Here is a 25,936-nt window from a genome sequence, read left to right as displayed (position 1 = left end):
CCTCAGCGTGCCGGTCGCACCGTGGTGACGAGGTCGGTGACGCTCGGGTCTCGCGGGGAGGAGCCGAAGCCGAAGCGCACGGGCGGGTCGAGGGGGTGCAGCGGGCCGAGGTCCTCGCCCTCCCAGCGGGTCTCGGCCGCGGTGAGCCGGTGGAGGTCGTGGGCGCCGTAGTGCTCGGTGCGGCCGCCGCCGGCCGAGCCGCGGGTACGTACTCCACGCAGCAGCGTCCGGGCCACCGGGTCGGTGACGCGCGTGAGCGCCGGCGCGGTTGCCAGGGGGCGGGGCACGAGGCGCAGCAGCCGCCCGAGCGGCGGCCGCGCGCCCACGTGCAGGTGGGCTACCAGCGGGCCGGCGGCCACCTGCCAGGTCTGTCCGGCGGCGGTGGGCGTGCCGGCGAGCGGGTGACCCGCCGTCGTCGTCACGGCGACGGGCACGAGCACGGTCGTGTCGAAGGTATAGGTCGAGGCGACGAAGTCCGCGACCTCCTGGGAGGGCGCGAGGAGCAGCCGCTCACCGTCGGGGCGCTCGACCATGACGTCGGCGAAGGGACCGAGCGGTGAGTCGCGCCAGGCGCCGAGGACGAACCTCGTGCCCCCGGGCGTGCCCCAGCCGGCGATGCGTCCGGTGAAGTGCCACGAGCGTGAGGCCATCGGCTCATGCTCCGTCCAGGCGGCGACGGGTGCACCTCGATCGGTCCCTGCGGTCGTCGTGCGGGCCAGCACCTACCCTGGTGAGGGCTCGGAGAAGGGACGCAGCATGCGAGTACTGGCAGCACTGTCGGGTGGGGTCGACTCCGCCGTGGCCGCCGCGCGCGCCGTCGAGGCGGGGCACGACGTCGTCGGCGTCCACATGGCGCTGTCGCGCTCGCGGGCCCAGCACCGCACCGGCTCGCGCGGCTGCTGCTCGATCGAGGACGCGAGCGACGCGCGCCGCGCCGCCGACGTCCTTGGCATCCCGTACTACGTGTGGGACCTGTCGGAGGAGTTCGAGGAGACCGTCGTCGCCGACTTCCTCTCGGAGTACGCCGCCGGCCGCACCCCCAACCCCTGCGTGCGCTGCAACGAGCACATCAAGTTCTCCGCGCTCCTGGACCGTGGCCTCGCGCTCGGCTTCGACGCCGTCGCCACCGGCCACTACGCGCGGATCGTCGAGGGCCCCGGCGGCGCTCGCGAGCTCCACCGCGCCGCGGACATGGCCAAGGACCAGTCCTACGTCCTCGCCGTCATGGGCCCCGAGCGCCTGGCGCGCTCGCTCTTCCCGCTCGGTGACGTCGCGTCCAAGGACGAGGTGCGCGCCGAGGCGGCCGCCCGCGGGCTGTCCGTCTCGGCCAAGCCCGACTCCTACGACATCTGCTTCGTCGCCGACGGCGACACCCACGGCTTCCTCCGCGACCGCCTCGGCGCCCAGCCCGGCGCCGTCCTCGACCACGAGGGCAAGGAGGTCGGCCGCCACGACGGCGCCTACGCCTACACCGTGGGCCAGCGCAAGGGCCTGGCCCTGGGCCGTCCTGCCGCCGACGGCCGCCCCCGCTACGTGCTGCGGACCGACCCGAGCGCCAACACGGTCGTCGTCGGCCCGGGCGAGCTGCTCTCGGTGACCGAGCTCGCCGGCGACCAGACCGTCTGGCTCGCCGACGACGTCCCCGCGGGGGAGTGGACGACGGCGCAGGTCCAGGTCCGCGCCCACGGCACGCCGACACCCGCCCGCGTCCGTCGCGAGGATGACGCGCTCCTCGTCCGCCTCGACACCCCGCTGCGCGGCATGGCCCCGGGCCAGTCGGTGGTCGTCTACGCCGGGACACGCGTCCTGGGCCAGGCCACCCTCACCCGCGCCGGCCGCGGCGCGCTCGTCCCCGTGCGGTGACGCCCCGGCGCCGTCGTCCCTCCCAGCGCGTGCGAACGAGGGACCGCCGGTAGCGTCGGCCCCATGCGGATTCTCGTCTCGGGCGCGTCCGGACTCATCGGCTCGGCACTCCAGGAGGAGCTGCGCGCCGACGGGCACGAGGTGCGCACGCTCGTGCGCCGCGAGCCGGGTGGGGTGAACGAGTACGAGTGGCACCCCGAGGAGGGGCGCCTGCCGGCCGAGGCGGTCGAGTGGGCCGACGGCGTCGTCACGCTGTCCGGGGCGCCGCTGGGCCGGCTGCCGTGGACGCGCGCCTACCGCCGCGAGATCTACGAAAGCCGGGTCACCGCGACCCGTACCGTCGCGCGCGCCATCGCCGCGGCCGAGGACCCGCCGCGGGTGTGGGTGAGCGGCTCGGCCACCGGCTTCTACGGCGACCGCCCGGGCACCGTCCTCACCGAGGAGTCCGGGCCGGGGGACGGCTTCCTCGCCGGCGTCGTCCTGCGCTGGGAGGCGGCCACGGCCCGCGCCGACGACGTCACGCGCGTCGTGCACGTCCGTACCGGTCTCGTCATGGCCGACGTCGGTGCCCTCGCGCCCCTCCAGCTCGCCACCCGCCTGGGTGCGGGCGCGGCGATCGGCACCGGTCGCCAGCAGTGGCCCTGGATCTCCCTCGCCGACGAGGCTCGCGCGATCGTCCACCTGCTCGCCCGCTCCGAGCTGTCCGGCCCGGTCAACCTCACCGGACCGACGGCCGCGACCTCTGCGGACATCACCCGGGCGCTGGCCAGGGAGATGCACCGCCCCCACCTCTTCCGGCTGCCCGCCTGGTTGCTGCGGCTCGTCCTCGGCGAGCCCGCCGACGAGATGCTGCTGCCGGACCAGCGCATCCTCCCGGTCCGGCTCCAGGCCGACGGCTTCACCTTCCGGCACACCACCGCCGAGGAGGCGGTCACCGCGGCCGTCCGCTCGTAGCCGCCGGGGCCGGCGTGAACGGATCGCGCCACAAGCGGTGTCTTCAGGGACGGCGGATGCGGTTTTCCGCGCCTGCGTGACACCGCAGAACCACCCTTTGTGGCGGGATCCTGCGCCTACTCCCGCCGGACCAGGGAGGTGCCGTCGGTGCGGGCGCGGGCCACGCCCTGCGGCACGATGACGAAGCCGATCGTCAGCAGCAGCCCGATCTGGGCCACCTGCCAGCGGAGCAGCGTCGTGTACGTCGTCCACAGGGGCACCTGGACGGGCACGGGGCGGGTGAGCGTCTCAGGCATGGGCCGGCTCCTGTCCGGACGGGGCGGCGTCGGCGGCGGTGAGGGCGAGGTAGGCGTCCTCGAGGGCGGCGGGGGCGAGGGCGTAGCCCTCGATGCGGGACTGCTCGCGCAGGGCCGTGGCTCACGCGACGGCGGTCGCGGCCTCGGCGGCCGGGACGGTGAGGAGCACGCGCCGGCCCACGTGGATCGTGCGGTGGACGGTGACGGGGCGTCGGTGGCGTCCGGCGCCGCGCCGTCTGGCGGGAGGAAGAGCTCGAGGCGCAGGTCGGCGTCCTGCGTGCCGCGCAGCCGGCCGGGGGAGCCCGCGGCGACGACGCGCCCGCGGTCGAGGACGACGAGCTCGTCGACGATCCGCTCGCAAGGCCAGCACGCCGGAGGAGGTCCAGAGGATCCTCAGTCAGCCCTGACCCGGTGGCTCCTCAGCCGCACGCATGCGTCGCCCTTCTCGATCGTCGCGCACCCCTTCTACGGGCCGCGGTGAGGGAGAGGGGCGACGCATCGTCACGCCGTCGTCCGGCCGGCCGGGCGCCGCGACCGTGCGGAAGTCGGACGCCGGCTCCCCGTGGGCGACGGAGGACGGAGCCACGGCTCCACCCCCCGACCGGTTTCCTCGCCCGGGGCTTGCGCGGGGCCTGCCGCGTGCGGTCCTCTTGGGGCAGCAGAGTGGCTGCCCGCCCGCGGGGACCCTGCGGCCGGGGGCGGCGACGGGAGGGGGGGGAGCGTCGGTGAATCGCATCGCGCTGGGCACCTCGGCCGTGCTGGCCACGGTCATGGGGGTCATCGGCGCGGTCACCACGTTCGACGAGGGCACCTTCGCCATCGGCACGGTGCTCATCGTCCTGGCTCTCGGGGCGGTCGCGATACACGCCGTGCTCAGCCCGGAGCGCTACAACCACCCCCGCTACACCACCAACCCCTTCTACCGGGTGTGGGCCGCGCTGGTGCCGCTGCTCGCCGTGTCGACCCTCGTGACCTACGCGTTCTCGCCCGAGAGCGCCGAACAGCTCGGGTACTGGTCCGGCTTCGCGGCGGTCGCCGTGTTCGCCGGTGCGGTGGTGGACCACCGCACGGGCGTACGACCGTCCGGCGCTGAGCGCTGAGCGCACACCCCCGCCCCGGCCGCGCGCGCCGAGCACCTACCCTGGCGGGGTGGGTGACATGTGGACCGGGCCGGAGCCGGACTGGGACGAGCCGCCGCCGGACCCCATGAGCGAGTGGGACGTCCACGACCCGGAGATGGTGGCCGCCTTCGCGACGGACGCTGCCACCGCGGCACCGTTGACGACGGCGCGGGCCGCTGCGGCGTCGTCGTCCACCCCGCTGGAGGCGCTGACCAGCGTGTGGGGCTACGACGCCTTCCGCGGTGAGCAGGCCGAGATCATCGAGACGGTGACGCGCGGGGACGACGCGCTCGTCCTCATGCCCACCGGCGGCGGCAAGAGCCTGTGCTACCAGATCCCCTCGCTCGTGCGGGAGGGGACGGGCGTGGTCATCAGCCCGCTCATCGCGCTCATGCACGACCAGGTCGACGCTCTCGAGCAGCTCGGTGTGCGCGCCGCGTTCCTCAACTCCACGCAGAGCATCGACGAGCGCCGCGACGTCGAGCGCCGGCTGCTCGGCGGGGAGCTCGACCTCCTCTACCTCGCCCCCGAGCGCCTGCCCGTGGCGGCCGACCTCCTCGACCGCGCGCGGATTGCGCTCTTCGCGATCGACGAGGCGCACTGCGTGGCGCAGTGGGGCCACGACTTCCGGCCCGACTACCTCGGGCTGACGATCCTCCACGAGCGCTGGCCCGACGTGCCGCGCATCGCGCTCACGGCGACGGCGACGGCGGAGACGCGGGAGGAGATCGTCCGCAACCTCCGGCTCGACGGCGCGCGCGTGTTCGTCTCGAGCTTCGACCGGCCCAACATCCAGTACCGGATCGCGCCCAAGCAGGAGGCGCGCAAGCAGCTCCTGCGGCTCATCAAGGACGAGCACGACGGCGACGCGGGGATCGTCTACTGCCTCTCGCGGGCGTCGGTGGAGAAGACGGCGGAGTGGCTGGCCACCCAGGGCGTCACGGCACTGCCATACCACGCGGGTCTGCCCGCGGAGCTGCGCGGGCGCAACCAGGCGCGGTTCCTGCGGGAGGACGGCGTCGTCATGGTCGCGACGATCGCGTTCGGGATGGGGATCGACAAGCCGGACGTGCGGTTCGTCGCGCATTTGGACCTGCCCAAGAGCATCGAGGGGTACTACCAGGAGACCGGCCGTGCGGGGCGTGACGGGCTGCCGTCGACGGCGTGGCTCGCGTACGGGCTGCAGGACGTGGTCCAGCAGCGGCGGATGATCGCCGACGGCGAGGGAGACGCGCAGCGCAAGCGGGCGCAGACCCTGCACCTGGACGCGATGCTCGCGCTGTGCGAGACGGTCCAGTGCCGGCGCCAGCAGCTGCTGCGGTACTTCGGTCAGGGCAGCGAGCCGTGCGGGAACTGCGACACCTGCCTCAACCCGCCGGAGGCCTTTGACGGCACCGTGCCGGCGCAGAAGCTCATGTCGACGATCGTGCGGCTGCAGCGCGAGCGCGGGCAGCAGTTCGGCGCGGGGCACCTCGTGGACATCCTGCTGGGGCGGGAGAACGAGCGGGTGGTGAAGATGCGCCACATTGAGCTGTCGACCTTCGGCATCGGTACCGAGCTGGGCGACGCCGAGTGGCGCGGGGTGGTGCGCCAGCTGCTGGCCCAGGGGCTCCTCCAGGTGCAGGGGGAGTACGGCGTGCTCGCCCTCACCGAGGCGGCGGGGGAGGTGCTGCGCGGTGAGCGCGAGGTGCGGCTGCGGCGCGAGCCGGAGCGGGTGCGGACGGCGCGGAAGTCCCGTTCCGGCGCTGCGAAGGCGCCACTGGACCTGGACGAGCCGCAGCAGGCGCTGTTCCAGCAGCTGCGTACGTGGCGCGCGGCGACGGCCAAGGAGCAGGGCGTGCCGGCCTACGTCGTCTTCCCAGACGCGACCCTGGCCGCGATCGCCCAGTCCCGACCGGAGAACCGCTCCGAGCTGAGCGGGATCTCCGGGGTAGGAGCGGCCAAGCTCGAGCGGTACGGAGAGGCCGTGCTCGAGGTCGTCGCGGCCGGGTGAGCTCGCTCTGGCGCACCCGCTGGCGGCGTCACTAGGATCTCCCTCATGGGTGCTGCCGACGCGACGGCTCATGAGTTCTTCGCCGCGTACACCCGCGCCCTGCTCAGCCGGCATCCCGTGGCGATTGCCGGGTACTACGCCGTGCCGGCGCTCATCGAGTTCCCCGACCAGGCGATCTCGGTCTCCGACGCCGCGCAGACCGAGCAGTTCTTCGCCGCGGCCGTCGGCCAGTACGACGGCATCACCGACGCCCGCGCCGACGTCCGGGTGGTCGCCGAAGCCGGCCACAGCGTCTGGGCCGACGTCACCTGGTCCTACGAGGGCACGCCTGCCGAACGGAACATGTACCAGCTCGTCCGTACCGGCGCGGACTGGCGGATCGCGGTGCTCACACCGCTGGACGCCTAGGTGGCGTCGGCGCCGACGCCACCTCCCTGGCGATCTCATCCGCAGGTCAGCGCTCTCCGCTGACCGCGTCGCGACCGCAATCCCCGCGCTCCACCCGGGCGCACGACCCTCGGCCGGTGCGAGCCGGGGAACGTCCATGCCCACCGTCGTGAGCAGCGGCGCGCCGGCCGGCAGCCACCACAGCGTGGCGTGGGGTGTCGTTCATGGCTGCGCTGCCAGCGTGCGGACCGTCATCGCGGAGGCCGGGACGTGACCGGCGGCGAGGACCACGGCGGCGCCCGCGATCCACGGGTTGCACAGCCAGGCTGCGACGCTGAGGAACGCCAGGACCGGCGTCACCGCCATCGGCACGGGCAGCCCCCAGAGCCGGCGGTACAGGTCCGCGCTCGCCCGCCCGCCCGTGAGATACCGAGCCCACAGGCCGTAGTAGGCCGCCGGCACGAGGGCGACCGGCACGGCCCAGAACCACGACACACGGCCAGGAACCGTGACGGCCGGGACGGTGAGGCACAGCGTCTGGCTCGCCCGCTCGGCCAGCGAGAGGGCCGTCGGTAGAGGTGGGGACGGGAGGTCCGGTGGAGGTGAGGGCAGCAGGAGCAGGCTGGGCAGCAGGACCGCGACGCTCACGACGGCGTCTAACGGCGAGAAGCCCACGACCCGACGCTACGCACCGTGCACGGGCACGACCAGGGACCCGGGGCCTTGTCCACAGATTCACCCCAGGGGGCTGACACCGCGCCCGATTGCCCCTAGGTTTGCCTTCATCATCCGCTCCGGGGGGTGCGAGGCATGAACCAGGCAACGGTGCTGCTCGAGGACGAGGTGCGTGAGCTCGTCCGTCGGCGCGGTCTCGATCCTGCCCGCGACACCGCCGGCGTCCGCGCGCTGGTCGCCGACGCGCTCGCGGACTACGACAGCCGCTCGGTCGCCGGACTCGTACCGCCCGTCGTCGACCCGGAGCAGACGGCCAAGGACGTCCTCGACGCCGTTGCGGGCCTCGGCCCCCTCCAGCGCTTCCTCGACGACCCCACGATCGAGGAGGTGTGGATCAACGAACCAGGCAAGGTGTTCATCGCCCGTGCAGGCCGCGCGGAGCTGACGACGACGATCCTCACCGAGACGCAGGTCCACGACCTCGTCGAGCGCATGCTGCGAATCTCCGGCCGCCGCCTGGACCTGTCCTCCCCGTTCGTCGACGCGTCCCTCGCCACCGGCGAGCGCGTGCACGTCGTCATCCCCGACATCACGCGCCATTCCTGGGCCGTGAACATCCGCAAGTACATCGCCCGCGCCACCCGCGTGAGCGACCTCGTCACCCTCGGCTCGCTCACCACGCAGGCGGCGGCATTCCTCGACGCCGCCGTCGTCTCGGGCATGAACGTCCTGGTCAGTGGGGCCACGCAGGCGGGGAAGACCACGATGGTCAACGCCCTGGCCGGTGCCATCCCACCGCACGAGCGGATCATCACGTGCGAGGAGGTCTTCGAGCTGCGGCTGGCCAACCGCGACGTCGTCGCGATGCAGTGCCGCCAGCCCAACCTCGAGGGCCAGGGCGAGGTCAAGCTGCGCCGCCTCGTCAAGGAGGCGCTGCGGATGCGGCCCGACCGCATCATCATCGGCGAGGTCCGCGAAGCCGAGAGCTTCGACATGCTCATCGCCCTCAACGCGGGCATCCCCGGCATGTGTACCGTCCACGCCAACTCCGCCCGCGAGGCCGTGACCAAAATGTGTACCCTGCCGCTCCTCGCCGGAGAGAACGTCTCGAGCACGTTCGTCGTGCCCACCGTCGCCTCCGCTATCGACCTCGTCGTCCACCTCGAGCTGGACCGTCATGGCCGACGGCGGGTGCGGGAGATCGTCGCCGTCACCGGACGGTCCGAGGAGGGAGTCGTCGAGACCGCGGAGATCTTCACGCTGCGGGGAACCACCCTGCAACGGGCAGGGGGATTCCCGCCGGACGCCGAGCGTTTCGACAGAGCCGGCTACGACCTCGCCGCGCTCCTCGCGCAGGACTTCGGGCGGTAACCGTGGGAACGGTGGCGGGCCTGCTCCTCGGTGCGGGCCTGCTGCTGCTCTGGTTCTCCTGCTGGCCCCAGCCAGTGCGCGAGCGCCGCCCCTCAAGGTGGACGGAGCGCACGCAGGACCTCCTCGTGCGAGCCGGTGCGCCGGCCGTGACGCCTGCCCGGCTGGTGGCCGCTTCCGCGGTGCTCGCGCTGCTGGTCCTGCTCCTCGCCTACGGCTTCACCGCGTCCCCGCCGATCGCCGTGTGCTTCGCCGTCATGGCCGCAGGCGTGCCGAGCGTGCTCGTCCGGTCGCGGGCACGGAGGCGGCAGGTGGAACTGCGCGCCGTGTGGCCGGAAGTCGTCGACGACCTCATCTCCGCCATCCGCGCCGGGCTCTCGCTGCCCGAGGCGCTCACAAGCGTCGGTGAGCGCGGACCCGAGGAGGTACGTCCGCAGTTCCGGCGCTTCGGCGAGGACTACCGGGTGACCGGCCGCTTCACCGAGTCGCTGGACCGGCTCAAGGCGCGCCTGGCGGACCCCGTGGCGGACCGCATCATCGAGGCTCTGCGGATCACCCGGGAGGTGGGCGGCTCCGACCTCGTCCGGCTCCTGCGCACCCTCGCACAGCTGCTGCGGGAGGACCTGCGCACGCGCGGGGAGCTCGAGGCCCGGCAGAGCTGGACGGTCAACGGTGCGCGGCTCGCGACCGCAGCCCCGTGGGCGGTGCTCCTGCTCCTCAGCGGCCGGCCGGAGACGGCCGCCGCCTTCAACTCGGCGGCGGGCGTCCTCGTGCTCGCGACCGGCGCCGCGGTCTCCGGGGTCGCGTACTGGCTCATGGTCAAGCTCGGGCGGCTGCCCGAGGAAGCGCGGGTGCTGCGATGAGCCCGACGGCGTGGGGCGCGTTCGCGGGGCTTCTCGGCGGCCTGGGGCTGGTGCTCGTCGTGTGGCGGGTGCGGGCGATGCGCCCGTGGCTGCCCGACCGAATCGCCCCGTACCTGCGCGAGCGGCCTGCGACGTCCGGTCTGCTCGCCGAGCCGCGCACCCACACGCCCTTCCCGACCCTCGAGAGCCTCCTCGCCCCGGTCATGTCCGACGCGGGGCGAGTGCTCGAACGGCTCGGCAGCACGACGCAGAACGTGCGACGGCGCATCGCGCTGTCCGGGGCGCCGCTCACTGTCGAGCAGTTCCGCCTCGAGCAGATGATGTGGGCGGTGCTCGGCCTGACCTGCGGGCTGCTTCTCGTCACCCTCGCGGGCGTGGCCCGCGGCCTCAACGTGCTGGCGGGGACCGGCGTCGTCGTCATCGCCGCTGTTCTCGCCGCCGTCGCACGCGACCGGTGGCTCACCCGAGCCGCCAACCGCAACCAGCAGGCGATGCTCGAGGAGCTGCCCGCCGTCGCCGAGCTGCTCGCCCTCGCGGTGAGCGCGGGCGAGGGGCCGATGGCCGCACTCGAGCGGGTGGCGCGCACGACGCGCGGCGCGCTGACCACGCAGCTCGAGGTCACGCTCAGCGAGGCCAGGGCGGGCACGCCCCTGGCGGTGTCCCTGGAACGCCTGGCGGCGCGGACTTCCCAGCCGGCCGTGGCCCGCTTCGCCGAGGGGATCGCCGTCGCCGTCGACCGAGGGACGCCACTGGCCGAGGTGCTCCGCGCGCAGGCGCAGGACGCCAGAGAGGCCGCGCGCCGCGAGCTCATGGAGCTCGGGGGCAAGAAGGAGATCGAGATGATGTTCCCGGTCGTCTTCCTCGTGCTGCCGGTGACCGTCCTCTTCGCGCTGTTCCCCGGCCTGATGCTCCTGCAGGTGGGCCTGTGAACCCGCCCCCGCCCCCGACCGCTTCCATCCGCACCGACGACCAGGGAGAACGACATGTGGCTGTACCTGAGCAGGTTTCTCGAGTCGCTCCGACGGCGCATCGTCACCGAGGAACGGGGCGACGTCCCCGGCTGGGTGATGGTGACCCTGATGACGGCGGGACTCGTGTTCGCGATCTGGCTCATCGCCGGGCCCGCGCTCACCAGAGTCTTCGAGGCCGCCATCACGCGCGTCATGAACATCTGAGGCGGCTCCCGTCCGACGAGGGGTCCGCCGTGGTGGAGTTCGTGCTCGTCTCGGTGCTCGTCGTCGCCGTTCTGCTGGGGGTCCTGCAGCTGACCCTCGCGCTCCACGTTCGCAACACGATCGTCGACGCCGCGGGCGAGGGGGCGCGTCACGGTGCACTGGAGGGCAGCTCACCCGCGGCCGGCGCGGAACGGACGCGAGAGCTGATCGGGATGGCGCTGCACCCGCGCTACGGCGACGACGTCAGTGCTGAGGTCGTGGAGCGCGATGGGATGGCGCTGGTGGAGGTCACCGTCCGCGCGCCGGTTCCCGTGCTCGGACTGCTCGGCCCGTCGGGCACGATGACGGCGAGCGGCAGGGCGGTGCAGGAATGAGTGCCGTGCCTGCTCTGCTGGAGCGCTTGCGGGAGGAGGAGAGCGGCAACGCCGTCGTCGAGTTCATCGGCGTCACGCTCGTGCTGCTGGTGCCGCTCGTGTATCTGGTCCTCACACTGGGCCAGATCCAGGCGGCCGCCTTCGCCGCGGAGGCCGCGGCGCGTGAGTCCGGCAGGGTGCTGAGTCAGGCGGAGGACCTGACGACTGCCGCAGGGCAGGCGCAGACAGCGGTCGAGCTCGCCTTCGAGGACCACGGGATCGCGGTGGACGCTGCGACGGCACTCGACTTCACGTGCAGCAACAACCCGTGCCTCAGCGCAGGTGGGCAGATCCACGTGGAGGTGTCCGCCGCCGTCAGGCTCCCGCTCGTCCCCGACTTCCTCGCCGGCGCCGTCCCCCTCGAGGTCCCGGTCCGTGCCACGCACCTGGCCGCTGTGCCCGAGTTCGGCGGGTTGCCATGACACGCAGGCGGGTGGACGACGACGGCGAGAGTGGGCAGATCATGCTGCTCTCGCTCGGGTTCGGGGTGCTGGCGCTGGCGTTGGTGCTCGTCGTGGCAGCGGCCTCGTCGGTGTACCTCGAGCGCAAGCAGCTGCTGGCGCTCGCGGACGGAGCGGCGGCCGACGCCGCCGACGCGATCGACTACGGCCTCTACTACGCGGGGGAACGGGACGGTCTGCCGCTCTCGGATTCCTCCGTCAACGCGGCGGTGGGGGAGTACCTGCAAGGGTCCGCGGCGGCGCGCACCTTCCACGGTCTGGGCGTGGCCGCGGGGACCGGGACGAGCGACGGCAGGACGGCGCAGGTGACGCTGACCGCGACGGCGAGACCCGCCGTCGTGCCGTGGGTGCTCGTGCCGTGGTCGGACGGGTTTGCCATCTCAGTGACGTCGTCGGCGCGTGCTGACTGATCGGGAGGACTGATGACAATGACGAGACGACGGAGTGCGCTCGGCGCGGCCCTGATGGCAGTCGGTTTGGTGGTCGCTGGCTGCAGCGACTCCGAGGGCAATGCGAGCCCGACCACGGAGCCACCACCGGGGCCCACGGCTGCAACCGAGGAGCCCACGTCGCCTGCACCTGGCCCGACACCGTGGCCCGAGCCGACGAGGCCCGAGGCGATGGAACGCGACGACATCGAGGGCGCGGAGGCTGCTGCACGGTATTTCATGGAGTTGTATCACTATATCTTTGCGACCGGCGATCTCAAAGAGTGGCAATCCATGTCAGGTCCCGACTGTCGCTTCTGCGCAGGCGCCGCCGAACGAGTTCAGGAGCTATTTGCGGACGGCGGGTATGCGACGGGAGGAGCGTTTGCGGTGCAGGAGGTGGAGACGCAAGCTCCTTCAGAGCGTGAACGTGCCACGTTGGTGGCGCTAACGGGTGTAGAAGCACCATCGAGAGAGTACGGCTCAGATGGAGCCGAGATTGCTTCGCTCGAAGGCGGGCCTGCCACGTATATATTCGCCCTTGACCGCGAGGGTGCTACCTGGATTGTGGTCGGGGGAGATGTCGAGGGGGCCGAGGAATGAAAGTTTCCCCCCACCTGTTGTGTGGAATAACCGCAATTGTTTCGATTGTGCCGGCGCCGGTGCCGTATATGGTCGGCGGTGGCAAAATGGCGCATACAGTGAACATGGAGACAGCGGCATCGTTGGATACGGCGGCCCCAGCCGACGACACGACGGCCCCTGGGGGTGTGCGAGGGGGAACGCACGGGACTGAAGAGATCGTCTTTGGCGGGAGCGACAGGAGGGAGCACTCTAGGGAAGGTTCCAAGGGGAGTCCGATAGCGAGCTCGAGCACGGCGAACGAACCGTATTGCCCGCCCGTCACGTACGTGTGGGGCAAGTACGAGACGGTGGTTACTGCTTGTGATCCTGTGCCCGAGGGGGAGTGGGCGCCGTTGCTTGAACGGGGTGACGGCGAGGATGAGGACGCTGCTGAGGAGCAGCCAAGCGAACTGCTGGTTTTTACACGTGAGGACGTTCAGTCGCTTCTGGTGAACTCCGGGAGCCTGGAGATCCAGCCGGACCAGTCTTGGGTGCTCGTCGGGACCGACACTGTCGTGATGACCGATGCGGCCGAGCACGTCATGACCACTCAGGTGCTGGACCTTGACCTTGATGTGCGCGTGACGCCGGTTCTCTTCACGTGGAGCTTCGGTGATGGCTCGGCACCGCTGACGGGAACCGACCCCGGCGCGCCTTGGCCCAACCACACGGTTTCCCACGTCTACAGCGATCCTGCGACAGTCACGATCTCGTTGCGGACCGAGTGGGACGCGGACTTCCGCGTGGAGGGGACGTCGACTTGGATCCCGGTCGCGGGGCGGGCGGTGACCGAGACGGAGAGTGAGCCGATCGAGGTTATGACAGCCAAGCCCCGTCTGACGACCGGCTGAGTGAGGACAGTCGCTGGCCGAGCGACCGCCGCCGTGTGACGAGAGCCACACGCCCTATGCGTCATCATCATCTTCGCTGCACCGATCGCCCTGAGTGACGCCCCTCACCAGGGGCCCGGCGCTGGGACGCGCCGGTCGGTTCAGCCACGGATGGTGCGGTCGCATGACACTTTCACGACGAACGGCCCGGTCGCTCGGGCTCGGTGCCCTGGTGGTCGCCGTCGGCCTCGCGGGCTGTGCAGGTGCGGACAGCGAGACAGAAGCGGGCGAGGACGCCGAGGTCGCGCGTGTCGGCGTCGCGATGCCGACGCAGGAGCACCAGCGATGGGTGTCCGACGGCACCAACGTCGCCGCTCAGCTCAAGGACCTCGGACACGACGTCACACTTCAGTACGCGGACGACGATCCCCAGGTCCAGGCCGACCAGATCAAGGCGATGATCGAGGACGGCGCTGACGCGCTCGTCATCGGCGCGGTCGACGGCTCGGCCCTCACCGACGTCCTGTCCGCGGCCGGCGACATCCCCGTCGTCTCCTACGACCGCCTCATCCTCGACACCCCGAACGTCGACTACTACGCCACGTTCGACAACGAGCGTGTCGGCATCCAGCAGGGCACCTCGCTCCTAGTCGGCCTCGGCATCCTCAACGCGGACGGCACCGAGAACGCAGACGGCCCCGAGGGGCCGTTGAGCATCGAGCTCTTCGCCGGCTCCGCGGACGACAACAACGCCGGCTTCTTCTTCAACGGCGCCATGGACACCCTGCGCCCCTACCTCGAGGACGGCACGCTCGTCGTCCCGTCCGGCCAGACCGAGTTCGACGCCGTCGCAACCCCCGGCTGGAGCCAGGAGGTTGCCCAGGAGCGCATGACCCAGCTCATGTCGACGACCTACGCCGGCGGCGAGGACCTCCACGGCGTCCTCTCGCCCTTTGACGGCATCTCCCGCGGCATCATCACCGCCATCCAGGGTGCCGGTCGCGGCCCGACCATCGCCGACGGCCTGCCCGTCGTCACCGGCCAGGACGCCGAGAGCGACTCCGTCGTCCTCGTCGACGACGGCGTCCAGCTCTCCACGATCTTCAAGGACACCCGCCAGCTCGCCGAGGTCGCCGTCTCCGCCGTGCACAAGATGCTCACCGGCGAGGAGCCCGAGACCAACGACATCACCACCTACGACAACGGCCGGCTCACCGTCCCGGCCTACCTGCTCGCCCCCCAGCTGGTCACGCAGGACAACTACCAGCACCTGCTCATCGAGAGCGGTTACTACGAGGCGGGAGACCTGGCATGAGCCGCCGCACCAGCACCGAGACCCCCGACGCTCCCCGACGCCGCCGCAACGCGTGGTTCTGGGACCGGCCGGTCGGCTTCAAGATCGCCACCGCGATCGTCATCCTCGGCGGTCTCTTCGGTGTGGTCGGAGGTGCGGGCGCCGTCGCGCTGCTGCGCGCCGGTGACCACCTCGCCGAGGTCCGCCTCCTCACCGAGGACCTCCAGGGCTCCATGGCCGAGCTGCGCGCCGCGCAGGCCCAGAGCCACCTGCTCGTGCGCCGCGCGGCCGCCGCGACCGACGAGTCCCGCCGCGAGCAGCTCCTCACCTCTCAGGAGTGGAACGACCGCACCGTCGACGGTCTCATCGACGCCGTCTCCGAGTACCCCGAGTCGGAGACCCAGCAGTGGGCCGACTTCACCACCCGCTGGGAGGGCTGGCTCACCTACCGCGACGCCACCCTGCTGCCGCTCGTCGAGGCGGGCGACGTCGTCGGGCTGGAGAGCGCGCTCAACGCCTCCCCGGCCGGTGACCCGGACAACGCCGGGCGGGCGCTCGTCCTGGCCGACGGCCAGATCCAGAACCGCGTCGATGCGATCGCCACCGACGCCAGCAGCGAGATCAGCCAGACCCTCCTCGTGCTGACGATCGGCTTCGTCGTCGCCGCCGTGATCTCCGTGGCGATCGCCGTCGCCGTCACCCGCCGCATCCGCCGCGGCCTGCACGCCGTGCGCAGCTCCCTCGAGGCCATGGCCGCCGGTGACATGACCGTGGACGCGCACGTCGAGGACCGCGACGAGCTCGGCCAGATGGCGCACTCGTCCTCGCTGGCCCGGGTCGCCCTCCGCGAGGCGCTCACCAGCGTGGTCGAGTCGGCCCAGACGGTCGCTGCCGCGGCCGAGGAGCTCTCCGCGTCCAACACGCAGGTCGCCGCCGGCTCCGAGGAGGCGTCTGCGCAGGCCAGCGCCGTGTCCGACGCCGCCCAGCAGATCTCCCACAGCGTCCAGACCGTCGCCTCCGGCGCCGAGCAGATGAGCGCCTCCATCCAGGAGATCGCGAAGAGTGCGGGGGAGGCCGCCGGCGTCGCCGCCCGCGCCGTCACGACGGCGGACGCGACCGCCACCACAGTCAACAGCCTCGGCGAGAGCTCGCGAGAGATCTCCGAGGTCGTCAAGGTCATCACCTCGATCGCCGAGCAGACCAACCTGCTCGCCCTCAACGCGACCATCGAGGCCGCGCGAGCCGGGGAAGCAGGCAAGGGCTTCGCCGTCGTCGCCGGGGAGGTCAAGGAGCTGGCGCAGGAGTCCGCGCGGGCCGCCGAGGACATCACCACTCGCATCGGGGACAACCAGACGCAGACCGTGGCCGCGGTCGCCGCGATCGAGGAGATCGCCAAGACGGTCCGGTCGATCAACGACTATCAGCTCACCATCGCCTCCGCCGTCGAGGAGCAGACGGCGACCACGCAGGAGATGACGCGCGGCGTGCACGAGGCCGCGGCCGGCTCCGGGGAGATCGCGGCGAACATCTCAGGCGTCGCCACGGTGACGGCCACGTCCAGCACCGTCCTCGCGCAGATGCAGAGCGCCACCGACGAGTTGGCCCGCATGGCCGACGACCTGCGTGGGAGGGTCTCCGCCTTCGTCGTGTGACGCCTTGGCTCTCCCTGTGGTCCGGCGCTCGACACCTGCGGGTGTCGAGCGCCGAACGCGTCTCTCAGAAGGGCGGGTTCTCGGGCCAGGTCCGGTCGTGCTCCGGCCCGGGCTGCGCCTCCGGGCGCTGGGGGCAGGGGACGTTCCCCTCGGCCTCGAGTGCCAGGGCGGCTGGCGCGGTCGCGGGCTCGGTCCAGTGGGCGAGGGGGTCCTCCCCGAGGGAGATGGCGGCGAGCATCGCGTCGACGAGCTGGGGGGCGACGGGGCGGTGGTGGCGTTCGGAGTCCTTGACGAGCTCGCGCAGGGTGTGGGCGGTGTGGCGAGGGAGGGTGATGGTGGTGCCGTCGGGGCGGCGGAGGTAGCCGTGGCCGGTGGGGGTGGTCCAGGCGTAGGTGCGGTCGGTGGCGTGGGCGACGGTGTAGGCGCCGATGGTCTTGGCGCGGTGGTCGGCGGTGCACTGGGGGCCGAGGTTGTCGGCGGAGGTGGCGCCGCCGTCCTTCCATTCGTGGATGTGGTCGAGGTCGGCGGTGCGGGCGGGGTGGGTGCAGCCGGGGCGGATGCAGGTGCGGTCGCGGTGGCGGACGTGGTCGGCGATCGCGGCCGGTGGCTGGTACCGGGTGCGCCCCACGTCCAGGACCTGCCCGGTGACGGGGTCGGTGAGCAGACGGCGCCAGGTGCCGCCGGCGGCCAGGGCGCGGGCGATGATGGGTGGGATGGGTCCGTAGCCGTCGAGCTCGGCGACGGGTTCGGGTTCGCGGTCCAGGGCGGTGGTGCCCGGGTCGCGGGGTTCGGGGTCCAGGACGTTGATGGGGACGAGGACGTTGATGTCGGCTCGTCCGCCGCCGATCATCCCGAAGCGGATGGTGGGCAGGGTGCACCCGGGAAGCCGGTGACCGGGCAGTGGCGGCCCGTCGGCGATGGGCGGGGTCTGGGAAGCGGACGGCGGCGCATGCGTGGCTCGCGGTGAGCCGGCTTGCGCGGTTTCGTCGTCCAGTGGCGCAGCGTCTGGCGGTGATGCGGCCGCGCCGCCCGGTGGGGCTGTCTCGGGTGGAGGTGCGCCCGCCGGCTCGGGTGGCCGCGCATTCTCCTGGCTCGCGTCAGCGGTCGTCAGCGGTGCGTCGGCCAGCGCTGGTGGTTCGGTGGCGCGCGGTGGTGCTGGGGACGTCGAAGGCTCGGCTCTCGAGAGTGGAGGGCCCACATCGTCCGGTCGGTGACCGGTGTCCTGCTGAGCTCCGGGGGTGTTGTCCGCTGGTGGTCCGGCGTCCACCTGATGTTCGGCGGCCGGTGCTGCGGGGACATCTGCGCCTTCGACGCCCCCTTGGCAGCCGCAGGGGCAGCGGAGGTGGGCGCCGGGTCCGATGTATCCGAAGGCCAGGGCGGTGTGGGCCATGAGGGCGAGGCTGTCGGCTCTGAGCTGGTCCAGGGTGCGGGTGTCGCCGGTGTTCTTGGCGGCTCTGGCGGAGGCGTCCAGGGCCAGGTCCATGGCGATGGCGTCGGCGGCGGGGAGGCGGGCGGACAGGAGGGCCATGCCGTCGGGCAGGGGGCGGGGGTGGTAGACGCAGCGCTGCTGTCGGGCAGTTTTGTGGCGGTCGTCGGCGGAGTCGGGGTCTACGGAGATGACGGCTTTGTCGAGGTCGTCGTTGAGCTGGCGAAGGGTGCGGCCGGGTGCTTTGGGCAGGACTTCCCACTGGGCGGCGAGGGCGACCTCGGCGGGCAGGTCCACCAGGTGGGTGACGATGGCTTGGGCGCGGGGCCAGTCGATGAGGCCTTGGTCGAGGAGCTCGCCGGTGGGTTCGAACATGCCGGTGAAGGCGCGGCCGCAGGTGGCCATCTTGACCGCGGCCTGCTTGGTGATCCGTAGCCGCATGGACAGCTCCTGGCCCACGACGCACTCCCCGCGGGTGCGGCCGGGGATGTCCCCGGGCCAGGTGGGGTTGACCGAGTCGCGCTCGGCGAGCACGGCGGCGGCGCGGGCAGCCTGAGCCGCTGACCACGCTTCCATGCGTTTGTGGGCGGCGACGACCTCCACGAGGGAGAAGTCGTCCACGTCGGCGGGATCGATCTCCTCCAGCACCCGCGCCAGGCGTAGACCCGGGGGCAGGTGCTCCAGGAAGTCACCCAGCGCGCCGGGCTGGGGGATGAGCTCGGCCAGCACGCTGCGCGGCCACCCCGGCGCCTCGCCCTCGTGGTAGGTCGGCAGGCGGAACTGCACCCACCCCAGGGGCGGTGCCTGCTCCAGGCCGGTGGGGCGGGAGACGTCGATACGGACCCGCTCGTCCTCGCCCGGGACGTCGAGCTCGAGGCTCTCCAGGTAGGGGACGACGAGACCGGCCGGGGAGTCCTCGGCCGGATCGGTGGGCGCGCTGCCGGGCGCGGTCTCAGGCTCCTTGTCGTCGCGGTCCATCGGCGGCACCTCCTCGTACACCCATGATATCGAACGTATGTTCGAACGGCAAGGGGTGTGGAGAAGGTTCGCCGACCGCATCCACGCGCCGGTGAGAGGATCGGATCATGGATCACGACCTGCACTTCACCGGCGACGCCGCGGCAGACCAGTTGCTGTCCACCGACCCGTTGGCCCTCCTCATCGGCATGCTCCTCGACCAGCAGGTGCCGATGGAGACCGCCTTCGCCGGCCCCCACAAGCTCCACGAGCGTCTCGGTGGCTTCGACGCCGCCCGCCTCGCGGCCATGGACCCCGACGAGCTCACCGACGTCATGCGCCAGACCCCGGCCGTCCACCGCTACCCCGGCTCGATGGCGAAGCGGATCGTCGCGCTGAGCGCCGCCGTCGTCGAGGAGTACGACGGTGTCGTCTCGCGCCTGTGGACCGACGGCGACCCCGACGGCGCCGAGATCCTGCGCCGCCTCAAGAAGCTGCCCGGCTATGGGGAGCAGAAGGCGAAGATCTTCCTCGCCCTCCTCGGCAAGCAGTGCGGCCTCGCGGCGCCGGGCTGGCGCGAGGCGGCGGGGGACTACGGCGAGGAGGGCGCGCGCCGGTCGATCGCCGACGTCGTCGACGAGGACACGCTGCTCCAGGTCCGCGAGACCAAGCGCGCGACGAAGGCGGCGGCAAAGAAGAAGGCCTGAGCGTGCGGCCCGTGGCCACCCACCCGAGCATGCCGCGATGAGCGCCGTGATCGCCGCCGGGGTCGGGGTGCTCGTCGGCGTCGTCGTCGGCACCCTCGGCGCGGGCGGCGGGATCCTCAGCCTCCCGATCCTCGTCTACGTCCTCGGTCAGGACCCGCACGCGGCGGCGACGGCGTCGCTCGTCATCGTCGGGGCCTCGTCCGCGGCGTCCCTCGTGCCGCACGCACGGCGCGGCAACGTCCAGTGGCGCCGGGGGCTCGTCTTCGGCCTGCTCGGTGCGGTTGGCGCCGTGGGTGGAGCGCGCCTCGCGGCGCTCGTCGACGCCGACCTCCTCATGGTGCTCCTCGCCGGACTGCTCCTCGTCGTCTCCGCCGTCATGCTCCGTCGCTCCCTCGCCGACCGGCGGCGTGGCGACGACGAGGCCCCGGCGCCGTCGTCGTCGAACCGGGTCGTCACGGGGCTGGTCACGGTTCTCGTCGCCTCGCTCGTCGGCCTGCTCACCGGCTTCTTCGGGGTGGGCGGCGGCTTCATCGTCGTCCCGGCCCTGCTGCTCGTCATGCGGGTGGACATGCGCCTGGCGGTGGGGACCTCGCTGCTCGTCATCGTCGTCAACGCCGTTCTCGGCCTCGTGGGCCGCGTGGGGCAGGACCTCACCGTCGACTGGCCCGTCGTCGCGGCGTTCGCCGTCACCTCGATGCTCGGCGGCCTCCTCGCGGGCCGCTCCTCCGCGCGTGCCAGCCCACGCACGCTGAGCCTGCTCTTCGCGCTGCTCCTCCTCGCCGTCGCCGTCGTCACCGGCGTCCAGGCCGTCCCCGCGCTCCTCGCCGGGTAGGGCCCAGGTCCCCCCCAGCCACCCGCGCTGTGCCAGGAACGGCTCAGCGCTCGGCGGGGAGGAGTCGGTGGCCCGTTGGCCTCGCCGCGTTCAGCGGTCCGCGCGGACCAGCAGCTCGCCGATCTCGCAGTCCAGCGCCTGGCAGATCGCGATGAGGGTGGAGAAGCGGATCGCGCGAGCGCGGTCGTTCTTGAGCACCGAGAGGTTGACGATGCTCATCCCCACGAGCTCGCTCAGGCGGGTGAGGGTCATGCCGCGCTCGGCGAGCAGCTCGTCGAGGCGGCAGTGGACGCCGGTGGGGGCGTCCTCCTCCGCAACCTTGGCGCGCGCCATCAGACCAGGCCCTCGGTGTCCCGCTGCATCCGGGCGCCGATCTGGAAGGCGAGGGCGACCACGGCCAGGGCCAGCCCCACGCCGATCGGCGCGAGGTCGACCGAGAGGCCGAAGGCGAGGAGGCTCTCGGCGGACGGGTCGGCGCCGCCGGTGACCGCGGGACCGAGGTGGTCGACCACCGCCGCCCTCCCGGCGGCCTCGAGGAGCTGGGCGGCGGTGCCGCCGATGATGATGAGGAGGGCGCTCGCGACGAGGGCGGCGGTCACCGAGTGCCCGAACGGACGGGTGCGCAGCACTCGCAGGGCGAGCCAGAGCAGCGTGAGGCTGACGCCGACGACGGCCAGCGCCGTCACCGCCGACTGCCCGGCGAAGAGCCACCGCGCGGAGTCCGGCAGGCCGGCGACACTGAGCGTGGCCGAGTCGTACCAGGCGGCGGTCACCTGCTCGACGGGCTCGGTGACCTCGGGCGGGCGGGCGTTGACGAGCTCGAAGCCGTGGATCGTCAGCGGGTCGTCGCGCAGGACCTGGACCACGGACAGCACGCCGCCGACGGCGGAGCCCAGGGCCACCAGGCCGGCCAGGGCGGCCGTCGCACCCAGCGCGAAGCGGTCACCGCGGGACATGACCGGCCGCTCGTCCACGGGCGGTGTCGTAGCGTTCATCGTCGGCTCCTTATCGAGAGTCGTTAATAACGACTGTCGTTAAAGTAGGCCGTGGCCGCGCCGCTGTCAACGGCGGGCGGGAGCGCCGTCGTCGTCAGGTCAGGTCGACGACCTCGAACTCGAGGAGCTCGGCGCCGCTTGCCACCGGACGGCCGCCGCCGTGACCGTGCTGGAACTCCTGGGAGTCGCGCCAGGCCTCGAAGTCGGCCTGGCTCGCCCACGTCGTCACGACGAAGTAGCGCTCCTCCCCGGCCACCGGGCGCAGCAGCTGGAAGCCCTCGAAGCCGGGGGCGGAGTCGACGGCGTGCTTGCGGGCGGAGAACCGGGCCTCGAGCTCGTGGCCCGCACCCTCGGGCACGGAGATGGCGTTGATCTTGACGACGGACATGCGGTCTCCCTCGGTGGTGGTCGTGCCCCGATCGTAGGAGGGCTCAGTCGAGGAGCCAGTGGTAGCGCAGCCGCAGCGCCCGCTCCAGGCCCGCGAGCAGGGCGGCGACGGACAGCGGCGTGTTGAGCGAGGCCGGAAGCGTGACCGGTGAGGTGAACGTGTACCAGCCCGTGACGTCCGCGCCGAGCTCGAGGAGCTGGGGCACCTGGAGGAGCAGGGCGAGGGCGAGGACCCCCCACGAGGCCGTGGCCAGGCGCCCGCTCAGCGTGGGGCGATCGCGGTCGAGGTCCGCGCGCCACCGCTCCGCGGTGCCCGGCGCCGGGACCAGCTGCGCCTCGGTGCCGTCGGGCCGCACGAGGTGGGCGCGGCGCAGGCCGAGGAGGCTCCACGCGACCTCGAGGTGCGCGCCGTCGTCGAGCGTGAACGCCGAGGTGCCGCGCTGCACCCGCTCCTGCACGCCGTCGCGGTAGAGGTGGACCTTCTCGTCCCAGTCGAGGTAGTCGACCTCGAGGTCCCACCGCGCCCCGGCGTGCTCGGTGCCGAAGACCCCGCGCCACACCCACTGCCACCGGCGCACCGGCCGCAGCGCGCTGCCGTCCCCTGCCTTCTCCCTCGCCACGGGCCCAGCCTGCCGGGCGCTCCCGGCCGCCGCGTCCACCTTTCGGTCGACACCCGGTCAGCCGACCGGCTCTCCCTGCTGCGCGCCGCAGGACTCGCGGACCACGAGCTCGGGCCGGTTCGGCTCCGGGTCCCCGCTGCGCCCCTCGAGGGCCGCGAAGAGGGTGTCGATGGCGTGCCGGCCGAGCGCCTCGAAGGGCTGGCGGACGGTGGTGAGCGGCGGCTCGTAGAACTCGCAGCCGGCGACGTCGTCGTAGCCGACGACGGCGATGTCCTCGGGGATCCGCAGGCCCGCCTGGTGGAAGGCGCGCATCGCACCGAGGGCCATGTAGTCGTTGGCGGCGAAGACGGCGGTGGGCAGCTCACGCTGGGCGAGGAGCTGCTGCGCGCCCGCGTAGCCGTCGGCGCCCTCCCAGCCACCGCTCACCGGCTCGGGGACGGGCAGCCCGGCGTCGGCGAGCTCCGCCTGCCAGCCCACCACGCGGGCCCGCGCGTCGAACCACTCGAAGGGGCCGGCGATGTGCGCGATGCGCTCGTGGCCCAGGCCGATGAGGTGCGCCGTCGCATCGCGCGCGCCCTGCTCGTTGTCGATGGCCACGACGTGGAGCGGGCCGGGCTCGGGCAGGTCGGTGGCGATGGCGACGACCGGCAGCGTCCCGGCGAGCCGCTGCGCCTCGACGGCGGTCTGCATCGTCGGCGCGACGACGATGATGCCGTCCACGCCCAGGGTGAGGAAGAAGTCGAGGACGTCGGTGGGGCTGGTGCGCGCCGTCTCGGTGGCCGCGCTGATCGTCGCGTAGCCGAAGTCGAGAGCGGCCTCCTGGATCGCGAGGCTCGTGTGGCTGGGCCCGAAGAGGGTCACCGCCGGGGTGACGACGCCGATGAGGTGCGAGCGGCTGGTGGCCAGCGCGCGCGCCGACATGTTGCGGCGGTAGCGGAGCGCCGCGATCGCCTCCTCGACCTTCAGGCGGGTGGCGGGCCGCACGAGGTCGGGGGAGTTGAGGACGCGAGAGACGGTCTGGTGGGAGACGCCCGCACGTGCGGCGACGTCCGCCATCACCGGCAGGCGTCTGGCCTTCCCTGGCACGACGTTGTCCACTGGGATTCTCCTATCGGGTTGTGGGCACATTGTGCCGTCTGCGGGCACCGTGTCGGTGCCACGTCCGGTGTGTCAGGCGCCCTCGAGGGAGGAGCCACGGACGACGAGCCGGCACGGCTCGGTGTGCACGCCCGACGCCGCCTTGCCGTCGATCGCGTCGAAGATCGCCTGCGCGGCCCGACGACCGAGCCGCTCGAAGCTCATGTCGACGCTGGTGAGCTGGGGGCGCGCACCGGTCGCGAGGATCTCCCAGTTGTCGAAGCTGACGACGGCGACGTCGCGCGGCACGTCCCGGCCGAGGTCGCGCAGGGTGTCGAGCACCCCCCGGGCGATCTGGTCGCTGCCGCAGACGATGGCGTCGACGTCGGGGGAGCGGTCCAGGACCGTGCGGGTGGCGGCCCGTCCCCACGACTCCGACCACGTCCCGTGGACCGCGCGGCCGTCAACGAGCTGGAGGCCGGCGGCGGCCATCGCCTCGTCGACGCCCTGGACGCGGTCACGCGCCGCGGCGTAGGTCGGATCACCGGCGATGTGCGCGATCCGCCGTCGGCCCAGCGTGATGAGATGCTCGGCGGCCTGCCGCCCGGCACCGACGTTGTCCGGGACGAAGGAGAGGTCCGCGGGATCCTCCGAGGGCGCGTAGACGTAGATGACCGGGACCGGCACGTCCGGGACCGGGGGCCGCGGGTCGGTCCGGCTCCCGACGACGATGAGCCCGTCCACCCGGCGCCCCAGGAGGGCCTGGAGGTGGTAGGACTCGCGGATCGGGTCCTCGCGGGCGTCGCACAGGAAGATCGAGGTCTTCCCGGCGCCGAAGGCGTCCTCAGCACCCATGAGGATGGGGATGGAGAAGCGGCCCTCGAGGTCGTTCGTCACCAGGCCCACGGTGCCGCTCTGCCCGCTCAGCAGGTTCTGCGCGAGCGTGTTCGGCGTGAAGGAGAGCCGCTCGGCCGTCTCGACCACTCGTCGCCGAGTGTCGGGGTGGACGTTCGCCCGCCCGTTGAGCGCCTTGGACGCGGTCGCGACCGAGACCCCAGACAGCTGGGCGACGTCCTTGAGCGTCACGTTGCGTGAGCGGGTGCCGTCCCCGTCGTCCATTACGCCTCCTCACGGATGAAACCGTCGTCATCCTAGCCTTGAAATTTGACCCCAGTCTCGTGTTACGGTGCAGCCGAAAACCATTTCGGTACGTTTCCGTGCCGATCCCACATGGGATCCGGGCCACAGCGCCCGGAGGAGGAGAGGGTGCAATGACGACCCAGTTCACGAGGCGCGCGATGGTGGGGGCCACCGCTGTCCTGGCACTGACCCTGGCGGCGTGCGGCGGCGGGGACGACGCCGACGATGCGGCCACCGGTGGTGGCTCGAACGAGCTCACCGTGTGGCACTACTTCAGCGAGGACAACCAGGTCGCGCTGATGGACGCGTACGCGGAGAAGTTCGAGGAGGAGCACGAGGGCATCACCGTCAACAACGTGTTCCAGCCCTACGACCAGATGAACTCCAAGGTCGTCTCCGCGGCCGGCGCAGGGCAGGGCCCCGACGTCATCGTCTTCAACGGCGCGGAGTGGAGCACCCTGGCGATGGCCGGCGCGCTCGCCCCGCTCGACGACTACTGGGCGGACTTCGAGGGCGCCGACCAGTTCCCCGACGCCGTGCTCCACGGCATGGACGGGTCCACCTACGCCGTCCAGGGCTACGTCAACCTCCTGGGCCTCTGGTACAACGCCGACATCCTCGCGGAGATCGGCGTCGAGCCGCCCACGACGATGGAGGAGCTCGAGTCCGCCATGGCCGCCGCCGTCGAGGCCGGCCACCGGGGCATCACGCTGTCCGCCCTCCCGCAGTCGCAGGGCGAGTGGCAGGCCTACCCCTGGCTGAGCAGCGCCGGGTTCGACTACGAGAACCTCGACGAGGCCGCCCTCGCCGAGGGCTTCGGCCGCGTCCGGGGCTGGATCGACGAGGGCTATCTCTCCCAGGAGGCAGTCACCTGGGACCAGACGGTCCCCTTCCAGCAGTTCACCGCCGGTGGCGTCGCCTTCGCGGAGAACGGCAACTGGCAGATGGGCGCCGCCGCGGCGGACGCCGGCTTCGAGTACGGCGTCGTCCCGCTGCCCCTCGACGAGGGCGGCCAGGTGTACCTCGGTGGTGAGGGCCAAGCCATCGGCGCCAACGCCCAGAACCCCGACCTCGCCTGGGAGTACCTCCAGTCGACCTATCTCGACTACGACGGCCAGCTCATCGCGCAGGAGAACGTGGGCTCCATCCCCTCCCGCGCCGACGCCTCCCAGGAGGAGGGCGTGACGAGCGACCCGCTGCTCCAGCCCTTCGCCCAGACGCTCGCCGACATGGGCACGAACTACCCGGCCCAGGTCATCCCGCCGGAGGCCGTCGCCGACGTCCAGGCGGCCGTGGGCCAGGCCTGGAGCGCGGCGCTCGCCGGGCAGACCGCCCCCGAGGCGGCCGCGGCGCAGGTCGTCGGCCAGCTCCAGGGCCTCATCGGCTGACGGAGGGGGA

The 25,936-nt window shown here is 72.3% G+C and carries 29 protein-coding genes; 19 read left to right on the top strand and 10 right to left on the bottom strand.

Features of this window, described 5'->3' with window-relative positions; genetic code table 11:
• Positions 1–2 precede the first annotated feature (2 nt).
• Complete coding sequence (locus M3148_RS10775) at positions 3–650, bottom strand: hypothetical protein (protein WP_251304698.1); 648 nt, start codon at positions 648–650, stop codon at positions 3–5.
• A 106-nt stretch (positions 651–756) separates the two neighbouring features.
• On the opposite strand from M3148_RS10775, the gene mnmA reads away from it, so the two are divergent.
• Positions 757–1,863 carry a tRNA 2-thiouridine(34) synthase MnmA gene (mnmA, locus tag M3148_RS10770; protein ID WP_251304697.1) on the top strand — a complete coding sequence of 369 codons (1,107 nt, stop codon included), beginning with the start codon at positions 757–759 and terminating at the stop codon, positions 1,861–1,863.
• A gap of 63 nt (positions 1,864–1,926) precedes the next feature.
• A complete protein-coding gene (locus M3148_RS10765) occupies positions 1,927–2,817 on the top strand; it encodes a TIGR01777 family oxidoreductase (protein ID WP_251304696.1) in 891 nt (296 codons plus the stop codon).
• Positions 2,818–2,933: 116 nt separating this feature from the next.
• Here M3148_RS10765 and M3148_RS10760 read toward each other — a convergent pair whose 3' ends face one another.
• Positions 2,934–3,113: a hypothetical protein gene (locus tag M3148_RS10760; protein ID WP_251304695.1), complete on the bottom strand. Its 180-nt coding sequence runs from the start codon at positions 3,111–3,113 to the stop codon at positions 2,934–2,936.
• Between the two features lie 725 nt (positions 3,114–3,838).
• Here M3148_RS10760 and M3148_RS10755 point away from each other — a divergent pair.
• Genes M3148_RS10755 through M3148_RS10745 form a run of 3 tightly spaced genes read left to right on the top strand, consistent with a single transcriptional unit; the run spans position 3,839 to position 6,635 of the window.
• Positions 3,839–4,213, top strand: a complete 375-nt coding sequence (locus M3148_RS10755) for a hypothetical protein (RefSeq protein WP_251304694.1) — start codon at positions 3,839–3,841, stop codon at positions 4,211–4,213.
• A gap of 58 nt (positions 4,214–4,271) precedes the next feature.
• Positions 4,272–6,227, top strand: coding sequence for a DNA helicase RecQ (gene recQ / locus M3148_RS10750; RefSeq protein ID WP_251304721.1), 1,956 nt, complete (start codon positions 4,272–4,274; stop codon positions 6,225–6,227).
• Between the two features lie 45 nt (positions 6,228–6,272).
• Positions 6,273–6,635 carry a hypothetical protein gene (locus M3148_RS10745; protein WP_251304693.1) on the top strand — a complete coding sequence of 121 codons (363 nt, stop codon included), beginning with the start codon at positions 6,273–6,275 and terminating at the stop codon, positions 6,633–6,635.
• Between the two features lie 201 nt (positions 6,636–6,836).
• Here M3148_RS10745 and M3148_RS10740 read toward each other — a convergent pair whose 3' ends face one another.
• Positions 6,837–7,289 (bottom strand): hypothetical protein, encoded by a 453-nt coding sequence (locus M3148_RS10740; RefSeq protein ID WP_251304692.1) that lies wholly within the window; start codon positions 7,287–7,289, stop codon positions 6,837–6,839.
• Between the two features lie 135 nt (positions 7,290–7,424).
• Between M3148_RS10740 and M3148_RS10735 the strand changes: the two genes are divergently transcribed.
• The 11 genes from M3148_RS10735 (at position 7,425) to M3148_RS10685 (ending at position 16,397) form a co-directional block, all read left to right on the top strand.
• Entirely contained in the window at positions 7,425–8,660 is a 1,236-nt protein-coding gene (locus M3148_RS10735) for a CpaF family protein (protein WP_251304691.1), read from the top strand.
• Positions 8,661–8,662: 2 nt separating this feature from the next.
• Positions 8,663–9,520 carry a type II secretion system F family protein gene (locus M3148_RS10730; protein ID WP_251304690.1) on the top strand — a complete coding sequence of 286 codons (858 nt, stop codon included), beginning with the start codon at positions 8,663–8,665 and terminating at the stop codon, positions 9,518–9,520.
• Positions 9,517–10,449 carry a type II secretion system F family protein gene (locus tag M3148_RS10725; protein ID WP_251304689.1) on the top strand — a complete coding sequence of 311 codons (933 nt, stop codon included), beginning with the start codon at positions 9,517–9,519 and terminating at the stop codon, positions 10,447–10,449. The genes M3148_RS10730 and M3148_RS10725 overlap by 4 nt, the downstream gene beginning before the upstream one ends.
• A gap of 54 nt (positions 10,450–10,503) precedes the next feature.
• On the top strand, positions 10,504–10,695 hold the full coding sequence (locus M3148_RS10720; RefSeq protein WP_251304688.1) for a hypothetical protein: 192 nt from the start codon (positions 10,504–10,506) through the stop codon (positions 10,693–10,695).
• Positions 10,696–10,724: 29 nt separating this feature from the next.
• A complete protein-coding gene (locus M3148_RS10715) occupies positions 10,725–11,069 on the top strand; it encodes a TadE/TadG family type IV pilus assembly protein (RefSeq protein ID WP_251304687.1) in 345 nt (114 codons plus the stop codon).
• 5 nt (positions 11,070–11,074) lie between these two features.
• A complete protein-coding gene (locus tag M3148_RS10710; RefSeq protein ID WP_251304686.1) occupies positions 11,075–11,530 on the top strand; it encodes a pilus assembly protein in 456 nt (151 codons plus the stop codon).
• Positions 11,527–11,979 carry a pilus assembly protein TadG-related protein gene (locus M3148_RS10705; RefSeq protein ID WP_251304685.1) on the top strand — a complete coding sequence of 151 codons (453 nt, stop codon included), beginning with the start codon at positions 11,527–11,529 and terminating at the stop codon, positions 11,977–11,979. The genes M3148_RS10710 and M3148_RS10705 overlap by 4 nt, the downstream gene beginning before the upstream one ends.
• 12 nt (positions 11,980–11,991) lie before the next feature.
• The gene (locus M3148_RS10700) at positions 11,992–12,600 is read left to right on the top strand and encodes a DUF6318 family protein (protein ID WP_306469949.1); all 609 of its coding nucleotides are present in this window, start codon (positions 11,992–11,994) and stop codon (positions 12,598–12,600) included.
• 104 nt (positions 12,601–12,704) lie between these two features.
• Positions 12,705–13,472, top strand: a complete 768-nt coding sequence (locus tag M3148_RS10695) for a hypothetical protein (RefSeq protein WP_251304683.1) — start codon at positions 12,705–12,707, stop codon at positions 13,470–13,472.
• A 163-nt stretch (positions 13,473–13,635) separates the two neighbouring features.
• A complete protein-coding gene (locus M3148_RS10690; protein WP_251304682.1) occupies positions 13,636–14,766 on the top strand; it encodes a substrate-binding domain-containing protein in 1,131 nt (376 codons plus the stop codon).
• Positions 14,763–16,397: a methyl-accepting chemotaxis protein gene (locus M3148_RS10685; RefSeq protein WP_251304681.1), complete on the top strand. Its 1,635-nt coding sequence runs from the start codon at positions 14,763–14,765 to the stop codon at positions 16,395–16,397. Before M3148_RS10690 ends, M3148_RS10685 begins: the two co-directional genes overlap by 4 nt.
• Positions 16,398–16,461: 64 nt before the next feature.
• Here the strand turns inward: M3148_RS10685 and M3148_RS10680 are convergent, their stop codons facing one another.
• The gene (locus tag M3148_RS10680) at positions 16,462–18,801 is read right to left on the bottom strand and encodes an HNH endonuclease (protein ID WP_251304680.1); all 2,340 of its coding nucleotides are present in this window, start codon (positions 18,799–18,801) and stop codon (positions 16,462–16,464) included.
• A 107-nt stretch (positions 18,802–18,908) separates the two neighbouring features.
• On the opposite strand from M3148_RS10680, the gene M3148_RS10675 reads away from it, so the two are divergent.
• Together M3148_RS10675 and M3148_RS10670 are read left to right on the top strand one after the other, a co-directional pair.
• Positions 18,909–19,487 carry an HhH-GPD-type base excision DNA repair protein gene (locus tag M3148_RS10675; RefSeq protein ID WP_251304679.1) on the top strand — a complete coding sequence of 193 codons (579 nt, stop codon included), beginning with the start codon at positions 18,909–18,911 and terminating at the stop codon, positions 19,485–19,487.
• Positions 19,488–19,524: 37 nt separating this feature from the next.
• Positions 19,525–20,319, top strand: coding sequence for a sulfite exporter TauE/SafE family protein (locus M3148_RS10670; protein ID WP_251304678.1), 795 nt, complete (start codon positions 19,525–19,527; stop codon positions 20,317–20,319).
• A 90-nt stretch (positions 20,320–20,409) separates the two neighbouring features.
• Here the strand turns inward: M3148_RS10670 and M3148_RS10665 are convergent, their stop codons facing one another.
• The 6 genes from M3148_RS10665 to M3148_RS10640 all read right to left on the bottom strand — a co-directional run bounded on the left by M3148_RS10665 (position 20,410) and on the right by M3148_RS10640 (position 24,517).
• Positions 20,410–20,652: a helix-turn-helix domain-containing protein gene (locus M3148_RS10665; RefSeq protein ID WP_251304677.1), complete on the bottom strand. Its 243-nt coding sequence runs from the start codon at positions 20,650–20,652 to the stop codon at positions 20,410–20,412.
• Entirely contained in the window at positions 20,652–21,314 is a 663-nt protein-coding gene (locus tag M3148_RS10660) for a hypothetical protein (RefSeq protein ID WP_251304676.1), read from the bottom strand. The genes M3148_RS10665 and M3148_RS10660 overlap by 1 nt, the downstream gene beginning before the upstream one ends.
• Positions 21,315–21,408: 94 nt before the next feature.
• Positions 21,409–21,702 carry an antibiotic biosynthesis monooxygenase family protein gene (locus M3148_RS10655; protein ID WP_251304675.1) on the bottom strand — a complete coding sequence of 98 codons (294 nt, stop codon included), beginning with the start codon at positions 21,700–21,702 and terminating at the stop codon, positions 21,409–21,411.
• 43 nt (positions 21,703–21,745) lie between these two features.
• Positions 21,746–22,321 (bottom strand): hypothetical protein, encoded by a 576-nt coding sequence (locus tag M3148_RS10650; RefSeq protein WP_251304674.1) that lies wholly within the window; start codon positions 22,319–22,321, stop codon positions 21,746–21,748.
• A gap of 57 nt (positions 22,322–22,378) precedes the next feature.
• Positions 22,379–23,419 carry a LacI family DNA-binding transcriptional regulator gene (locus M3148_RS10645; protein WP_251304673.1) on the bottom strand — a complete coding sequence of 347 codons (1,041 nt, stop codon included), beginning with the start codon at positions 23,417–23,419 and terminating at the stop codon, positions 22,379–22,381.
• 72 nt (positions 23,420–23,491) lie between these two features.
• Entirely contained in the window at positions 23,492–24,517 is a 1,026-nt protein-coding gene (locus M3148_RS10640) for a LacI family DNA-binding transcriptional regulator (RefSeq protein WP_251304672.1), read from the bottom strand.
• 152 nt (positions 24,518–24,669) lie between these two features.
• On the opposite strand from M3148_RS10640, the gene M3148_RS10635 reads away from it, so the two are divergent.
• Positions 24,670–25,926, top strand: a complete 1,257-nt coding sequence (locus M3148_RS10635; RefSeq protein ID WP_251304671.1) for a sugar ABC transporter substrate-binding protein — start codon at positions 24,670–24,672, stop codon at positions 25,924–25,926.
• Positions 25,927–25,936 lie beyond the last annotated feature (10 nt).

This window comes from Georgenia satyanarayanai, from assembly GCF_023715365.1.
GTDB classification, from domain to species: Bacteria; Actinomycetota; Actinomycetes; order Actinomycetales; family Actinomycetaceae; genus Oceanitalea; species Oceanitalea satyanarayanai_B.
This window is presented reverse-complemented; position numbering and strand designations above follow the sequence as displayed.

Bases quoted from the DNA above. Each gene is read 5' to 3' on its own strand.
- M3148_RS10775 (WP_251304698.1), bottom strand. From the start codon at position 650: ATGGCCTCACGCTCGTGGCACTTCACCGGACGCATCGCCGGCTGGGGC.
- mnmA (WP_251304697.1), top strand. From the start codon at position 757: ATGCGAGTACTGGCAGCACTGTCGGGTGGGGTCGACTCCGCCGTGGCC.
- M3148_RS10765 (WP_251304696.1), top strand. From the start codon at position 1,927: ATGCGGATTCTCGTCTCGGGCGCGTCCGGACTCATCGGCTCGGCACTC.
- M3148_RS10760 (WP_251304695.1), bottom strand. From the start codon at position 3,113: ATGCCTGAGACGCTCACCCGCCCCGTGCCCGTCCAGGTGCCCCTGTGG.
- recQ (WP_251304721.1), top strand. From the start codon at position 4,272: ATGTGGACCGGGCCGGAGCCGGACTGGGACGAGCCGCCGCCGGACCCC.
- M3148_RS10745 (WP_251304693.1), top strand. From the start codon at position 6,273: ATGGGTGCTGCCGACGCGACGGCTCATGAGTTCTTCGCCGCGTACACC.
- M3148_RS10735 (WP_251304691.1), top strand. From the start codon at position 7,425: ATGAACCAGGCAACGGTGCTGCTCGAGGACGAGGTGCGTGAGCTCGTC.
- M3148_RS10725 (WP_251304689.1), top strand. From the start codon at position 9,517: ATGAGCCCGACGGCGTGGGGCGCGTTCGCGGGGCTTCTCGGCGGCCTG.
- M3148_RS10720 (WP_251304688.1), top strand. From the start codon at position 10,504: ATGTGGCTGTACCTGAGCAGGTTTCTCGAGTCGCTCCGACGGCGCATC.
- M3148_RS10705 (WP_251304685.1), top strand. From the start codon at position 11,527: ATGACACGCAGGCGGGTGGACGACGACGGCGAGAGTGGGCAGATCATG.
- M3148_RS10700 (WP_306469949.1), top strand. From the start codon at position 11,992: ATGACAATGACGAGACGACGGAGTGCGCTCGGCGCGGCCCTGATGGCA.
- M3148_RS10695 (WP_251304683.1), top strand. From the start codon at position 12,705: ATGGAGACAGCGGCATCGTTGGATACGGCGGCCCCAGCCGACGACACG.
- M3148_RS10690 (WP_251304682.1), top strand. From the start codon at position 13,636: ATGACACTTTCACGACGAACGGCCCGGTCGCTCGGGCTCGGTGCCCTG.
- M3148_RS10685 (WP_251304681.1), top strand. From the start codon at position 14,763: ATGAGCCGCCGCACCAGCACCGAGACCCCCGACGCTCCCCGACGCCGC.
- M3148_RS10680 (WP_251304680.1), bottom strand. From the start codon at position 18,801: ATGGACCGCGACGACAAGGAGCCTGAGACCGCGCCCGGCAGCGCGCCC.
- M3148_RS10675 (WP_251304679.1), top strand. From the start codon at position 18,909: ATGGATCACGACCTGCACTTCACCGGCGACGCCGCGGCAGACCAGTTG.
- M3148_RS10670 (WP_251304678.1), top strand. From the start codon at position 19,525: ATGAGCGCCGTGATCGCCGCCGGGGTCGGGGTGCTCGTCGGCGTCGTC.
- M3148_RS10665 (WP_251304677.1), bottom strand. From the start codon at position 20,652: ATGGCGCGCGCCAAGGTTGCGGAGGAGGACGCCCCCACCGGCGTCCAC.
- M3148_RS10660 (WP_251304676.1), bottom strand. From the start codon at position 21,314: ATGAACGCTACGACACCGCCCGTGGACGAGCGGCCGGTCATGTCCCGC.
- M3148_RS10655 (WP_251304675.1), bottom strand. From the start codon at position 21,702: ATGTCCGTCGTCAAGATCAACGCCATCTCCGTGCCCGAGGGTGCGGGC.
- M3148_RS10640 (WP_251304672.1), bottom strand. From the start codon at position 24,517: ATGGACGACGGGGACGGCACCCGCTCACGCAACGTGACGCTCAAGGAC.
- M3148_RS10635 (WP_251304671.1), top strand. From the start codon at position 24,670: ATGACGACCCAGTTCACGAGGCGCGCGATGGTGGGGGCCACCGCTGTC.